This is a genomic window from Micromonospora sp. NPDC051543, assembly GCF_044454415.1.
Classification (GTDB): domain Bacteria; phylum Actinomycetota; class Actinomycetes; order Mycobacteriales; family Micromonosporaceae; genus Micromonospora.
This window is the reverse complement of record NZ_JBITDT010000013.1, coordinates 143,023-156,780: the sequence shown is the minus strand read 5'-3', so window position 1 is coordinate 156,780 and position 13,758 is coordinate 143,023. Positions and strand designations below refer to the sequence as shown.

At 71.5% G+C, this 13,758-nt stretch carries 11 protein-coding genes; 5 read left to right on the top strand and 6 right to left on the bottom strand.

The genetic code is table 11. The annotated features are described in order from the left end of the window. Positions 1 to 3: 3 nt before the first annotated feature. Positions 4 to 1,458 (bottom strand): GTPase HflX, encoded by a 1,455-nt coding sequence (gene hflX / locus ACIA3K_RS24010; RefSeq protein ID WP_396803885.1) that lies wholly within the window; start codon positions 1,456 to 1,458, stop codon positions 4 to 6. Positions 1,459 to 1,643: 185 nt separating this feature from the next. Between hflX and ACIA3K_RS24005 the strand changes: the two genes are divergently transcribed. Next, on the top strand, positions 1,644 to 3,110 hold the full coding sequence (locus ACIA3K_RS24005; RefSeq protein ID WP_357393627.1) for an NAD-dependent malic enzyme: 1,467 nt from the start codon (positions 1,644 to 1,646) through the stop codon (positions 3,108 to 3,110). 220 nt (positions 3,111 to 3,330) lie between these two features. On the opposite strand, the gene dapF is transcribed toward ACIA3K_RS24005, so the two are convergent. Genes dapF through ACIA3K_RS23990 form a run of 3 tightly spaced genes read right to left on the bottom strand, consistent with a single transcriptional unit; the run spans position 3,331 to position 5,853 of the window. After that, a complete protein-coding gene (gene dapF / locus ACIA3K_RS24000; RefSeq protein WP_396803884.1) occupies positions 3,331 to 4,188 on the bottom strand; it encodes a diaminopimelate epimerase in 858 nt (285 codons plus the stop codon). A gap of 7 nt (positions 4,189 to 4,195) precedes the next feature. Beyond that, entirely contained in the window at positions 4,196 to 5,173 is a 978-nt protein-coding gene (gene miaA / locus ACIA3K_RS23995) for a tRNA (adenosine(37)-N6)-dimethylallyltransferase MiaA (RefSeq protein WP_396803882.1), read from the bottom strand. Then, a complete protein-coding gene (locus ACIA3K_RS23990) occupies positions 5,098 to 5,853 on the bottom strand; it encodes a hypothetical protein (RefSeq protein WP_396803880.1) in 756 nt (251 codons plus the stop codon). Before ACIA3K_RS23990 ends, miaA begins: the two co-directional genes overlap by 76 nt. Before the next feature lie 201 nt (positions 5,854 to 6,054). Here ACIA3K_RS23990 and ACIA3K_RS23985 point away from each other — a divergent pair, with 201 nt between their 5' ends. From ACIA3K_RS23985 to ACIA3K_RS23975, 3 genes are all read left to right on the top strand, one after another. After that, positions 6,055 to 7,263 (top strand): DUF349 domain-containing protein, encoded by a 1,209-nt coding sequence (locus ACIA3K_RS23985; protein ID WP_396803879.1) that lies wholly within the window; start codon positions 6,055 to 6,057, stop codon positions 7,261 to 7,263. 512 nt (positions 7,264 to 7,775) lie between these two features. Continuing rightward, positions 7,776 to 9,383, top strand: a complete 1,608-nt coding sequence (locus ACIA3K_RS23980; protein WP_396803877.1) for a cellulase family glycosylhydrolase — start codon at positions 7,776 to 7,778, stop codon at positions 9,381 to 9,383. A gap of 300 nt (positions 9,384 to 9,683) precedes the next feature. Further along, positions 9,684 to 11,066, top strand: coding sequence for a cellulose binding domain-containing protein (locus tag ACIA3K_RS23975; protein ID WP_396803876.1), 1,383 nt, complete (start codon positions 9,684 to 9,686; stop codon positions 11,064 to 11,066). A 47-nt stretch (positions 11,067 to 11,113) separates the two neighbouring features. On the opposite strand, the gene miaB is transcribed toward ACIA3K_RS23975, so the two are convergent. Then, positions 11,114 to 12,613 carry a tRNA (N6-isopentenyl adenosine(37)-C2)-methylthiotransferase MiaB gene (gene miaB, locus ACIA3K_RS23970; RefSeq protein ID WP_355053244.1) on the bottom strand — a complete coding sequence of 500 codons (1,500 nt, stop codon included), beginning with the start codon at positions 12,611 to 12,613 and terminating at the stop codon, positions 11,114 to 11,116. Positions 12,614 to 12,669: 56 nt separating this feature from the next. Here miaB and ACIA3K_RS23965 point away from each other — a divergent pair, with 56 nt between their 5' ends. After that, positions 12,670 to 12,924, top strand: a complete 255-nt coding sequence (locus ACIA3K_RS23965; RefSeq protein WP_396803874.1) for a DUF2277 family protein — start codon at positions 12,670 to 12,672, stop codon at positions 12,922 to 12,924. A gap of 126 nt (positions 12,925 to 13,050) precedes the next feature. On the opposite strand, the gene ACIA3K_RS23960 is transcribed toward ACIA3K_RS23965, so the two are convergent. After that, positions 13,051 to 13,530, bottom strand: coding sequence for a hypothetical protein (locus ACIA3K_RS23960; protein WP_396803872.1), 480 nt, complete (start codon positions 13,528 to 13,530; stop codon positions 13,051 to 13,053). Positions 13,531 to 13,758 lie beyond the last annotated feature (228 nt).

The following is a 13,758-nucleotide window of genomic DNA, read 5'->3' as shown; positions in this document are numbered from 1 at the left end:
CGCTCAGGGCCGGCTGCCGACGGCCTCGCCCTCGCGCGCCACGTCGTACGGCGCCAGCTCGGCGGCGAGCGCTGCGCTGACCCGGACGTGCAGCAGAGTGCCTTCCGCCAGGTGCGACGTGCTGAGCACCTCGCCCGAACGGTGCACCCGGGACACGAGGTCGCCACGGTCGTACGGCAGGACGGCCCGCACCTCCACGGCGGGCTGCGGGAGCCGCTCCTCGATCGCCGCGCGCAACCCGTCGATGCCCCGACCGGAGTGCGCCGAGACGAAGATCGCGTCCGGCCAGAGGCGCTTGAGCCGCAGCAGCGTGTCCTCGTCGGCGGCGTCGGTCTTGTTGACCACCAGCAACTCGGGGAGCCGGTCCGCGCCCACCTCGGCGAGCACCTCGTGCACCGCCCGCACCTGCTCCTCCGGATCCGGGTGGGTGCCGTCGACGACGTGCACCACCAGATCGGCCTCCGCGACCTCCTCCAGCGTCGAGCGGAACGCCTCGACGATCTGGTGCGGCAGGTGCCGTACGAAGCCCACCGTGTCGGAGAGCGTGTAGAGCCGCCCGTCCGAGGCGGTGGCCTTGCGGGTCGTCGGGTCCAGCGTGGCGAACAGCGCGTTCTCCACCAGGACGCCCGCGCCGGTCAGCCGGTTGAGCAGGCTGGACTTGCCGGCGTTGGTGTAGCCGGCGATGGCCACGGCGGGCACCGAGTTGCGGGTACGACGGGCGCGCTTGGTGACGCGTACCGTCTTCATGCTCTTGATCTCGCGACGCAGCCGGGAGATGCGGTGGCGGATGCGCCGCCGGTCGGTCTCCAGCTTGGTCTCACCGGGACCACGGACACCCACACCGCCGCCGGCGCCGCCGCCGCGACCGGAACCACCGGTCTGGCGGGACAGCGTCTCACCCCAACCGCGCAGCCGGGGCAGCAGGTATTCGAGCTGGGCCAGCTCGACCTGCGCCTTACCTTCCTTGCTCTTGGCGTGCTGGGCGAAGATGTCGAGGATCAGCGCCGTCCGGTCGACGACCTTGACCTTGGTGCGCTGCTCCAGGTTGCGCAGCTGCGACGGGGACAACTCGCCGTCGCAGATGACCGTGTCGGCGCCGGTGGAGAGCACCACCGCACCGAGATCGTCGACCTTGCCGCGACCGATGTAGGTGGCCGGGTCGGGTCGCGTACGACGCTGGATCAGCCCTTCGAGCACCTGCGAACCCGCCGTCTCGGCGAGCGCGGCCAGCTCGGTCAGGGAATTCTCGGCGTCGGTCACCGTGCCCTCGGTCCAGACGCCCACCAGGACCACCCGCTCCAGCCGCAGCTGGCGGTATTCCACCTCGGTGACGTCGCTGAGCTCGGTGGAGAGGCCTGGGACGCGCCGGAGAGACTGCCGCTCCGACAGGTCCAGCTCGCCGGTGGTGACATCGTCGAACTCGTCCTCGACAGGGACGAAGTTCTCCTGGTCTCGCAAGCGGTTCTCCTGTCCGTTTTGATAAGTAGAACGTAATCCTGACACGTCACAACGCCCAGCGCACCTGCTATATGCCCGTGCTGGAGGTCGCCAAAAGCGGGGGCGAATACCAGTCGACCTCCACAACCCGGTAGAAATGCTCAGGCGGCGGCCGACCGGCCGCACAGCCGTGACGGAGGGATCCCGTGGCCATCACCCGACTGCCGAGCGCCGGATTTTCGATCACCATCCGGATCGCCGTGACCGCGGACGCATCCTCGATCGGTCGGCTCACCACCTCCGTCGGCGAAGCCGGGGCGATCGTCACCGCGCTGGACGTGGTGGACTCGGACCCGACCCACGTGATCGTCGACCTGACCTGCGACACCGCCGACGCCAAGCACGCCGACCAGGTGGTCGACGCGCTCCGGACGCTGGACGGCGTGGACGTGCGCAAGGTGTCGGACCGGACGTTCCTCCTGCACCTCGGCGGCAAGATCGAGGTGACCTCGAAGGTCGCGCTGCGCAACCGTGACGAGCTGTCCCGCGCGTACACCCCGGGGGTGGCCCGGGTCTGCATGGCGATCGCCGAGAACCCGGCGGACGCCCGGCGGCTCACCATCAAGCGCAACACCGTCGCGGTGGTCAGCGACGGCTCGGCCGTGCTCGGCCTGGGCAACCTGGGTCCCGCCGCCTCGCTGCCGGTGATGGAGGGCAAGGCCGCGCTGTTCAAGCGCTTCGGCGGGGTCGACGCCTGGCCGGTGGTGCTGGACACCCAGGACACCGACGAGATCGTGCAGATCGTCAAGGCGATCGCGCCCGCGTACGGCGGGATCAACCTGGAGGACATCGCCGCGCCGCGCTGCTTCGAGATCGAGGCCCGGCTGCGCGAGGCGCTGGACATCCCGGTCTTCCACGACGACCAGCACGGCACCGCGATCTGCGTGCTGGCCGCGCTGACCAACGCGCTGCGCGTCGTGGGCAAGCAGCTCTCGGACGTCCGGGTGGTCGTCTCCGGCGCGGGCGCGGCCGGCACCGCGATCATGAAGCTGCTGCTGCGTCAGGGCGTCGGCGACATCATCGCGTACGACCGCCAGGGCGCCCTGCACCGCGGCCTGACCGACCTCAACCCGGCCTGGCAGTGGCTGGCGGAGAACACCAACAAGGAGAACTACTCGGGCGACCTGCCCGGGGCGATCCGGGGCGCGGACGTGTTCATCGGGGTCAGCGCACCGAACCTGCTCACCGGCGACGACATCGCCGGCATGGCGAAGGACGCGATCGTCTTCGCGCTGGCCAACCCCGACCCGGAGGTCGACCCGCGGGAGGCCCGCAAGCACGCCGCCGTGGTCGCCACCGGCCGCTCGGACCAGCCGAACCAGATCAACAACGTGCTCGCGTTCCCGGGCGTGTTCCGCGGGATGCTGGACGCGCACGCCGAAGAGTTCACCGAGGAGATGGCGATCGCGGCGGCCCGGGCCATCGCCGACGTCGTCGGTGAGGAAAAGATCAACCCGACGGTGATCGTGCCGAGCGTCTTCGACTCCCGGGTGGCCCCTGCGGTCGCCGCCGCCGTCCGCGCCGCCGCGCACAACCCGAGCCCCCTCCCGGCCGCCGACCCCGGCCCGGCGGACCTCCCCGAGATCGCCGCAACCGCCAGCGCCACCCCCTGACCGAGGGCCCGGCGCATTGCCGCGTCGAGAGCGAGGGAAGCTCGGGGGCGACCCCGATCGCCTCGCGCCCTTTGCTCTGCTTCAACCGAGGCAACACCCTGGCGTCCGATAACCGGACACGGGGTGTTGCCTGGAGTGAAGCAGAGCAAAGGAGCAACAACAGCCGACGGCAGGTGAGCGGAAGCCCTTCAGCAGGGTGCCCCGGCCTCAGCGAGCGGCGTCAGCGCCGAGCGTCAGCGGGCAGAGCGGAGAGGTCGACCTCGCCGGTGGCCACCAGAACGGCGGGACCGGAGAGCCAGCAGGAGTCCGGGGTGACCGTGACCGTGACGCGTCCGCCCGGGACGTCCACGGCCACCACACCGGTGTCCCGGCCGGCGTCGCGCAGGGCCACGGCCGCCACCGCGCAGGCGCCGGTGCCGCAGGACAGGGTCTCGGCGCTGCCGCGCTCGTACACCCGCATGAGGCTGTGCCCGTCGGTGTCGCCGACCGGGTCGCCCGGCACGATGAACTCGACGTTGACGCCGGCCGGGAACACCGCCGGGTCGAACCCGGGCGCGACGGTCAGGTCCAGCGCGGACAACTCCACGCCGCTCGGCAGGACACACACCAGATGCGGGTTGCCGACGTCCACGACCGTGCCGGACAGGGTCAGACCGCCCAGGGTGGCGGTCGACTCGTCGTACATCCGGGGTCTGCGCATCTCGACGGAGACCGCGCCGCCCTCGACCAGCGCACGCACGACGCCGGCGCGGGTGGCCACCGGCAACGCCGCGCCGGCGGGCGTGGCGAGCCCGCTGTCGAGCAGGTAGCGCACGAAGACCCGGGCGCCGTTGCCGCACATCTCGGCGAACGAGCCGTCCGCGTTCCAGTAGTCCATGAACCACTCGGCCTCGCCGGCCTGGCCGGCGCCGTCGGGATGCTTGGCCGCGCGGACCACCCGCAGTACGCCGTCCGCGCCGATGCCGCGCCGCCGGTCGCAGAGCGCCGCGACCAGCTCCGGGGTCAGGTCGAGCTGACCGTCCGGGTCGGGCAGGAGGACGAAGTCGTTGCCGGTGCCGTGGCCCTTGGTGAACTCCACGACCCCATCATCGCGCAGCGGCCGGCACCAGACGCACGGCGGCCTCGATCAGGTCCGGCGCGGCCGAGTCGAGCCACTGGATGCGAGGGTCACGCCGGAACCAGGACCGCTGCCGGCGGACGAACCGCCGGGTGGCCCGGACCGTCTCGTCGTGCGCCTGCTCCTCGGTCAGCTCCCCGTCGAGCGCGCGGAGCACCTGCTGGTAGCCGAGCGCCCGGCTCGCCGTCCGCCCCTCGGCCAGACCCCGGCCGACCAGCTCGCGGGTCTCGTCGACCAGCCCGTCGGCCCACATCCGGTCCACCCGCAGCGCGATCCGCTCGTCGAGCAGCCCGGTGTCGAGGTCGACGCCGAGCTGCACCGACGGGTAGTACGGGGTGGGCTGCGGCAGCGACGCGGCGAACGGCGCGCCGGTCAGCTCGATCACCTCCAACGCCCGGACGATCCGCCGGCCGTTACCCGGCAGGATGCTCTCGGCGGCCACCGGGTCGACGGCGCGCAGCCGGGCGTACAGCGGCGCCGGCCCGAAGTCGGCCAACTCCCGTTCCAGCCGTTCCCGCAGCGCCGCGTCGGTGCCCGGGAACTCGAAGCGTTCGAGCACCGCCCGCACGTACAGCCCCGAGCCGCCCACCAGCAGCGGCACCCGCCCCCGGGACAGGATGTCGTCCACGGCCGCGCGGGCCAGCCGCTGGTACTCGGCGACGCTGGCCGGCTCGGTCACCTCCCAGATGTCGAGCAGGTGGTGCGGCACGCCGTCCCGCTCGTCGGTGGTCAGCTTCGCGGTGCCGATGTCCATGCCCCGGTAGAGCTGCATCGAGTCGGCGTTGACCACCTCACCGTCGAGGGCGTGCGCGAGCGCGATGCTCAGCGCCGACTTGCCCGCCGCCGTCGGCCCCACCACCGCGACGACTGTCACATCCGCTCCCAGGACGCCACGAAGTAGGCCACACCGTACGGCGCCGACTCGTGCAGCAACTCGCCGCGCCACCCGCCGCCGCTGGCCCGGGCCGCGTCGGCGAGCACCTGCCACGCCGCCCGGCCGGCGACCTTCAACTGCGCCGACAGACCGGGGTCCAGGTCGCTGAGGGCGTCCAGGTCCGCCTCGGCCAGGGCCGTGGCGACCCCCTTGTCGTACGGCAGAGCACGCTGGTCGTCGTACCCGGGGGCCTGCTGACCCCGGCAGGCCGACCCGTCACCGAGCACCAGCAGCGCCACCCGGTCACCGGCGGCGGCGACCTGGGCGCCGAGCGCGGCCACCTCGACCAGCCCGGCGTCGGCGGCCACCTGCACGGCGCTCACCTGCGCTGCCGTCTGAGGCCCGGCCGTCACCCGCGTCGCGGTCGTCGTCGGGACGTGCCGGGACAGCAGCCACGCGCCGATGGTCAGGCTCAGCGGCAGCACGGCACCCCGGTCCGGCTGACCGGGGACCAGGGGCACGTCCAAGTCGACGCCCCACGGCTGGAGCGAGCCGGTGGCCGGGGGTTGGACCGGGCCGGTCACCGGGCCGACGCCGAGCAGCACCACCACGTCCGGGCCGGTCGCCAGCAGCCGGCCGACGGCGAGATCACAGGCCGACCGCAGGTCGTCCAGTTCGCTGGCGGCGGCACCGGCCACTTCGGGCACGAGCAGGGGCGGATGTGGGCAGACGGCGGCGGCGACCAGTGGCACCCGCTCACCGTAGCGGGAATCCCCGGTGCGTCTCCGCCGCGATCCGGTCAATCAGGCCCTAGGACACCGTATGGTCACGGTCGGCGATAGGCGCTCGACGCGGACCGGGTCGGACCTGTGACAATGCCGGAAGTAACTTGGCTGCGCCGTGGCGGCGACGGGGGACGGGTCCCTCGACGCCGGGAGAACGAGGATGGGCACATGAGCGACTGGACTGCCTTCGGACGGGTGGACGCGGACGGCACCGTTTACGTCAAGACCGCCGAGGGCGAGCGGGTGGTCGGATCCTGGCAGGCAGGAGCGCCGGAGGAAGGGCTCGCGCACTTCGCGCGCCGCTTCGCCGACCTGGTCACCGAGGTGGACCTGACCGAAGCGCGGCTCAACTCGGGCGCGGCGGACGCCGGGCACTCGTTGAGCACGATCCGGCGGATCCGCGCCACGCTGCCGGAGGCCCACGTGGTCGGCGACATCGACGCCCTGACCGCCCGACTGGACAAACTGGCGACCCTCGCCGAGGAGAAGGCCACCGAGGCGCGCGCCGCCCGGGACGCCGCCCGCGGTGAGGCCCTGGCCCGCAAGACCGCCCTGGTCGAGGAGGCCGAGAAGCTCGCCGCCGAGTCGACCGGTTGGAAGACGGCCGGTGACCGGCTCAAGGAGATCCTCGACGAGTGGAAGACCATTCGCGGGGTCGACAAGAAGGCCGACGGCGAGCTGTGGAAGCGTTTCGCCGCCGCCCGGGACGGCTTCACCCGACGCCGCGGCGCCCACTTCGCCTCCCTGGACTCACAGCGCAAGCAGGCGCAGACCGTCAAGGAAGAGCTGGTCGCCGAGGCCGAGAAGATCAAGGACTCCACCGAGTGGGCCGCCACGGCCAACCAGCTCAAGGAGCTGATGACCCAGTGGAAGGCCGCGCCCCGCGCCTCCAAGGAGGCCGAGCAGAAGCTCTGGGAGCGATTCCGGGCCGCGCAGGACGCCTTCTTCAGCCGGCGCAGCGAGGTCTTCTCGGCACGGGACAACGAGCAGCGCGGCAACCTGGAGCGTAAGCAGGCCCTGCTGGCCGAGGCCGAGGCCCTGGACATCGACGCCGACCCCAAGGGCGCCCAGGCCAAGCTGCGCGAGATCCAGGCGCAGTGGCACGAGGCCGGCCGGGTGCCCCGCGAGGCCGCCGCCGGCCTGGAGCGCCGGTTGCGCGTCATCGACGACAAGGTCCGCGAGGTGATGGACTCCGCGTGGCGACGTACCACCAAGGAGGACAACCCGCTGCTCGCCCAGATGCGGGCCCAGGTGGCGGAGGCCGAGGAGCGGCTGTCCCGGGCGCAGAGCGCCGGGGACGCCCGGCGCATCAAGGAGGCCGAGCAGGCCCTCGCCTCCAAGCGGCAGTTCCTCCAGCTCGCCGAGCAGGCCGGCTGACCTGACGCAAGCCACGAGCCCCCGGTCCCCCGAAAGGGACCGGGGGCTCGCGCGTGTCACGGAGCTAGCCCGCCACGCCCCGCAAAGATCCTCACAACATCCCCGAAGTTGCTGCCTCGGACGCGCCGGAAGCAGCAACTTCCCCGAAGTTGTGACGATCTTGGAGCGCGTCGCCGTGACACCACTACATCCAGGATCGAGCACGATCTTGCCGCCCCCGGGCGTCGCGGCGGCGGCGCGAAGGCGGGACGGGGGCGGGACTGGGGTGGGCAGTTGACGCATTGAGGTGCGCTGATGAGAATGGGCGACGGAGTCAGGTAGGGCCACCGGGCCGAGGGCGCCGACGGCGAGCATCGCCGTCGAGGATCGGCCGGTGAGCTGCCGCGAGTTTCCCGTCCGCGTGACATGGGCCGTCGCGCACTGTCCGCGTACCCCCAAGGGGCCGTGATGTGCGCACGGCCGCCTGCCGGCGTCGTCGATGGACGGCGTCGTGCGTCCGAAGTGGAGCTCGAATGACCCGTACGAAAGCTCTCGGCAGCGCGCTGACCGCGCTCGCCACCGCTGCGGCCGGCGTGTTCCTCGCCGCCACCGTCAGCACCACCCCGGCTTCCGCCGCCGGTACCGGCACCGGTTATCTGCACACGAACGGTAGCCAGATCGTGGACAGCACCGGGGCCACGGTCCGGTTGACCGGCATCAACTGGTTCGGCATGGAGACCGACAACAAGACCTTCCACGGGCTCTGGTCGAGCAATCCGTGGCGGGGTCAGCTCGACACGATGGCCCGGCTGGGCTACAACACGTTGCGGGTGCCGTACTCGAACGACGCGCTGAAGGCGGGCGCGACCGCCACCGGGATCAACGACTTCGTCAATCCGGACCTGGTGGGGCTGTCGCCGTTGCAGATCCTGGACAAGGTGATCGCCTACGCCGGCAGCAAGGGGATGCGGATCATCCTGGACCGGCACCGGCCGACGTCGGCGGGGCAGTCGCCGCTGTGGTACACCTCGACGGTCTCCGAGGCGACCTGGATCAACGACTGGAAGATGCTGGCCCAGCGGTACGCGGCCAACCCGACGGTGATCGGCGCGGACCTGCACAACGAGCCGCACGCCGAGGGTACGAACCCGGCGGCCACCGGCGCGTGCTGGGGTTGCGGCGACACGGCGCGGGACTGGCGGCTCGCCGCGGAGCGGGCCGGTAACGCCATTCTCGGTGTGCAGCCCAACTGGTTGATCTTCGTGGAGGGGGTGAGCTGCCCGAGCGGTGGTCTCTCCAACGTGTGGGACAACGACCCGAGCAACGACGAGGACTGCGGCTGGTGGGGTGGCAACCTGTCGAAGGCCGGTCAGTACCCGGTACGGCTGAACGTGGCGAACCGGTTGGTCTACTCGCCGCACGAGTACGCGACGTCGGTGTACCGGCAGACCTGGTTCGACGCCCCGGACTACCCGGCGAACATGCCGGCGATCTGGGACAAGTACTTCGGTTACCTCTACAAGCAGAACATCGCCCCGATCATGATGGGTGAGTTCGGCAGCACCCTGGCCGACCCGAAGGACCGGGTGTGGCTGGAGAAGCTGATGGCGTACACCGGCACCGGCGTGACCGGGATGTCGTTCACCTACTGGTCGTGGAACCCGAACTCGGGTGACACCGGCGGCATCGCGCTGGACGACTGGACCAACATCAACACCACCAAGCAGGCGATCCTGCAGCCGTACCTGATCGCCCCGAGCGGCGGCGGACCCACCGGCGGGCCGACCGGCGGGCCCACGGGCGGGCCGACCGGCGGGCCGACGAGCGCGCCTCCCGGCGCCTGCACGGCCACCTACCGGCAGGTCAACGCCTGGCAGGGCGGCTTCCAGGGTGAGTTGACCGTGAAGAACACCGGCACTGCCGCGGTGAATCCGTGGTCGGCCACCTGGACCTGGCCGTCCGGCGTGACGCTGGGCAGCGGGTGGAACGCCACCGTCACCCAGTCCGGTACGACGGTCACGGCCGCCGCGCCCAGCCACGCGCCGTCTCTGGCGGCGGGCGCCTCGGTCACCGTGGGCTTCACCGCCAACGGTACGGCCAGCGCCCCGGCGACCGTGAAGCTCAACGGCGCGAGCTGTTGAGCAACCGAGGTGGTCGACGCCCACGCCGAGGGCGTCGGCCACCTCGGGCCAGGGGCGCGCCAGCTCACGTGCGGCGACGTGGGGGCGACCGCGCCCCGGCCGCACGGAGCATTTACATCCAGATGCTTCTATGTTTCCATCGGGAAAGCGCTTGCCTCCGTGGCGGCCGGCGCGAGCGCGGGAGCCGCTCTCCGCACCGAACCGCACCGGCGGACCCCGGGACCTGAGATCCCGGCCCACCTCGCCGCCCACGGGCATGGGCGTCGCGACGGTGTGTCCGCCTCATCGAAGGGAAGCAGCATGCGCACAGCACAGCGTCGTACGACGCTGCTCGCCACCACCGCCGCCGCGACCGCCGCGCTGGTCACCGGCGGTCTCCTGACGGCCGTGTCGGCCCAGGCGGCAGCCGGCTGTCAGGTCGCCTACTCCGTCGCCAGCCAGTGGCCGGGCGGCTTCACCGGCAACGTCACGGTCACCAACCTCGGCGACCCGGTCTCCGGGTGGACGCTGCGCTGGTCGTACGGGGCCGGCCAGCAGGTCAGCCAGGCGTGGGGGGCCACCGTCACGCAGAGCGGCAGCCAGGTCTCCGCCGCCAACGTCGACTACAACGGCAACCTGGCCACCAACGGCAGCGCCTCGTTCGGCTTCAACGCGAGTTGGAACAGCTCCAGCAACCCGGTGCCGACCAGCTTCACCCTGAACAACGTGGCCTGCACCGGCGGCACCACCACACCGAGCACCGTCCCACCGACCAACCCGGGCACGCCGACCAACCCGCCCACCACGCCGCCGATCCCCAGCGATCCGCCGCCGAGCGTCCCCCCGCCGACCGGCCTGGTCGGCTGGGCCACCCAGAACGGCGGCACCACCGGCGGTGGCGGCGCACCGGCGACCACCGTCACGAACGCCTCGGCGCTCACCAGCGCGCTGAACGCGACCGGGTCGGCGGTGATCCGGGTGTCCGGCACCATCTCCTGCTCGGGCATGCTCCGGGTGCGGTCCAACAAGACCATCCTCGGCAACTCCGGCGCGACGATCGTCGGCTGCGGGCTCAACGTCAGCGGTGACCGCAACGTCATCATCCGGAACCTGACCTTCCGGGACTGGAACGACGACGCGATCAACGTGCAGGAGTCGGCCACCAACATCTGGATCGACCACAACACCTTCAGCAACGGGTACGACGGCGCGGTCGACATCAAGCGCGGCTCGGACTTCGTGACGGTGTCGTGGAACCGCGTCTTCAACCACGACAAGACGATGCTGCTCGGGCACAGCGACGACAACGGCGCCCAGGACACCGGGCACCTGCGGGTCACCTACCACCACAACTGGTTCGACGGCAGCAAGCAGCGCAACCCCCGGGTGCGCTTCGGCAACCCGGTGCACGTCTACAACAACTACTACCGGGCCAACACCGGCTACGGCGTGGCCTCCACCGAGAACGCGGGCGTGCTCGTCGAGGGCAACTACTTCGAGAACGTCCCCGACACGTACCACCTCGGCGAGGCCGACTCCGGACCGGGCCGGCTGGTCGCCCGGAACAACCACTTCGTCAACTCGCCCGCCGGCCAGACCGGTGGCAGCGTCGCCAGCATCCCGTACTCGTACCAACTGGACACCGCGAGCAACGTCAAGTCCATCGTGACCGGCGGCGCCGGCGCCGGTCGCATCACGGTCTGACCGTGGCTCGGTCGGGGTCCGCCGTGCCGGCGGGCCCCGACCGGGGGTCAGTGGGCGGCGCAGCCGGTCGTCGGCGCGGGCATCGCGGCCGGGGCGCCGACCGTCGGCAGTCCGAGCAACACCCCGGGGGTACGCGGTGAGCGGCCGGCCTCGGCGGCGTCACCGGCCCGCGTGCGGCGGTGCGACAGGGGCGCGCCGTCGGCGTTGAGGTGGTGCGGCGCGGCGTACGTGATCTCGGTGTGCACGATGTCGCCGGGCCGGATCGACCCGGCGAAGCTGCCGGCGTCGAAGTGCACGAGACGACCGTCGCGGGCACGGCCGGACAGCCGTCCGGTCCGCTCGTCCTTGCGCCCCTCGCCGACCGCGACCAGCACCTCGACGGTCTCCCCCACCAGGCGCTTGTTCTCCGCCCAGGTGATCTCCTCGACGCAGGCGATCAGCCGCTCGTAACGCTCCTGCACGACCTGCTTGGGCAGCTGGCCGTCCATGGTCGCGGCGGGGGTGCCGGGGCGCTTGGAGTACTGGAAGGTGAAGGCCGACGAGAACCGGGCCTCGCGCACCACGTCAAGCGTGCGCTGGAAGTCGGCCTCGGTCTCGCCCGGAAAGCCGACGATGATGTCGGTGGTGATCGCCGCGTCCGGCATCGCCGCCCGGACCTTCTCGATGATCCCCAGGTACCGCTCGGAACGGTACGACCGGCGCATCGCCTTCAGCACGTCGTCCGAGCCGGACTGCAACGGCATGTGCAGCGAGTGGCACACGTTCGGGGTCTCGGCCATCGCGGCGATCACGTCGTCGGTGAAGTCCTTCGGGTGCGGGCTCGTGAACCGGACCCGCTCCAGGCCGTCGATCTCACCGGTCGCGCGCAGCAGCTTGCCGAACGCGTACCGGTCGCCGAACTCGACGCCGTACGAGTTGACGTTCTGCCCGAGCAGCGTCACCTCCAGCACGCCCTCGTCGACGAGCGCGCGCACCTCGGAGAGGATGTCCCCGGGGCGGCGGTCCTTCTCCTTGCCCCGCAGGGAGGGCACGATGCAGAACGTGCAGGTGTTGTTGCAGCCCACCGAGATCGAGACCCAGCCGGCGTACGTGGACTCGCGGCGGGTCGGCAGCGTGGACGGAAAGACGTCCAGCGACTCCAGGATCTCCACCTCGGCGGCGGCGTTGTGCCGGGCCCGTTCGAGCAGGACCGGAAGCGCGCCGATGTTGTGCGTGCCGAAGACCACGTCCACCCAGGGCGCCTTGCGGACGATCTCGCCACGGTCCTTCTGCGCCAGGCAACCACCGACGGCGATCTGCATCCCCGGGTGCTTGTCCTTCACGGGGCGCAGATGACCGAGGTTGCCGTAGAGCCGGTTGTCGGCGTTCTCCCGCACCGCGCAGGTGTTGAAGACGACGATGTCCGGGGTGTCGTCGGCTTGGGGCGCGCGCACGTAGCCGGCCTGTTCGAGCAGGCCGGAGATGCGCTCGGAGTCGTGCACGTTCATCTGGCAGCCGTAGGTGCGCACCTGGTAGGTGCGCGGGCTGCCCGCCGCTGCGGTAGTCATGACCAGGACAGCGTATCCGGGTCGACCGGATCACCCCGAACCGAGGAGCACCCGACATGTGCCGAAGCATCAAGACGTTGCGGGAGCCGTTCACCCCGCAGGTGACCGACGCGGACATCGAGGCGGCGGCGTTGCAGTACGTCCGCAAGATCTCCGGCTTCCGGGCGCCCGCCGCGCACAACGCCGCCGCCTTCGAGGCCGCCGTGGCCGCCGTGACCGAAGCCACCCGCACCCTGCTCGACCAGTTGGTCGTGCGGGGTGGGTCGAACACCGCCGATCGACCGGCCGCCACCGCCACCGGGCGCGGCTGACGCCCCGGCCCAGCCGGCTCGGCGTGAGTAGCCCAGCCGGCTCGGCGTGAGTAGCCCAGCCGGCTCGGCGTGAGCGGCCCGGCCGGCGGCGCCGACGGGTTGGCGGTCAGGCCGGCTCGGTGGCGGTCAGGCTGCGGCGAGGACCGGCGCGACCGTGTCGGGCGCCCAGCGGGAGCGGTGACACTGCGACCAACCCCGGCAGCCGGGGTCACCCAGCGAGCAGAGCCGTCGCCGGCTGAGCACCTCGCCGTCGTCGGTGTCCCGGACGTCGAAGTGCACCGGGCGGACCGTGCCGTCCGGTGCGACGAGCAGGTGCCGGCTGGCGTCCAACGTGTCGTCCCGCAGCAGGCAGTCCCGGCCCAGCAGCCGGGCCAGCGCGGCGATGCTGGCGTGCTCGGAGAGCCGCTCGGGCACCCCGTAACAGTCGATCACCGTCGGGAACTCGCCCGGCGCCTGCCAGACGTCACACACCACCGCGTACGCCGGCAGTCGCGGCGGATCCGCCGCGGCCAGCGGCATCACCACCCGACCGAGCGCCTCGGCCAGCGCCGGGTAGACCTCCACGGGTCGTACCCGGTCGATTCTCCAGTTCCACAGCTCGGTCATTCCGCCTCCTCGCTGCGTTCGTCCCACCGGCCTCCGGATCGGGCCTTACTGACGATGGTGGGGGGCATTTGACCCCAGCCGGGGGCAAGTTACCGGTCTGTGACCATTCCGGGCAAAATTTCCCTGAGCGGCATTGCTCGGAGTAGCGGGAAGGTGACAGTTTATCGGGTATCGTGCGCCGACCGGTACCACCGGGCCAGCGTGTCCCGGCACCATCGGTAGCGGTTC

Excerpts from the sequence above, each read along its gene's own strand:
- ACIA3K_RS23985 (WP_396803879.1), top strand. The coding sequence starts at position 6,055 with ATGAGCGACTGGACTGCCTTCGGACGGGTGGACGCGGACGGCACCGTT.
- ACIA3K_RS23980 (WP_396803877.1), top strand. The coding sequence starts at position 7,776 with ATGACCCGTACGAAAGCTCTCGGCAGCGCGCTGACCGCGCTCGCCACC.
- ACIA3K_RS23975 (WP_396803876.1), top strand. The coding sequence starts at position 9,684 with ATGCGCACAGCACAGCGTCGTACGACGCTGCTCGCCACCACCGCCGCC.
- miaB (WP_355053244.1), bottom strand. The coding sequence starts at position 12,613 with ATGACTACCGCAGCGGCGGGCAGCCCGCGCACCTACCAGGTGCGCACC.
- ACIA3K_RS23965 (WP_396803874.1), top strand. The coding sequence starts at position 12,670 with ATGTGCCGAAGCATCAAGACGTTGCGGGAGCCGTTCACCCCGCAGGTG.
- ACIA3K_RS23960 (WP_396803872.1), bottom strand. The coding sequence starts at position 13,530 with ATGACCGAGCTGTGGAACTGGAGAATCGACCGGGTACGACCCGTGGAG.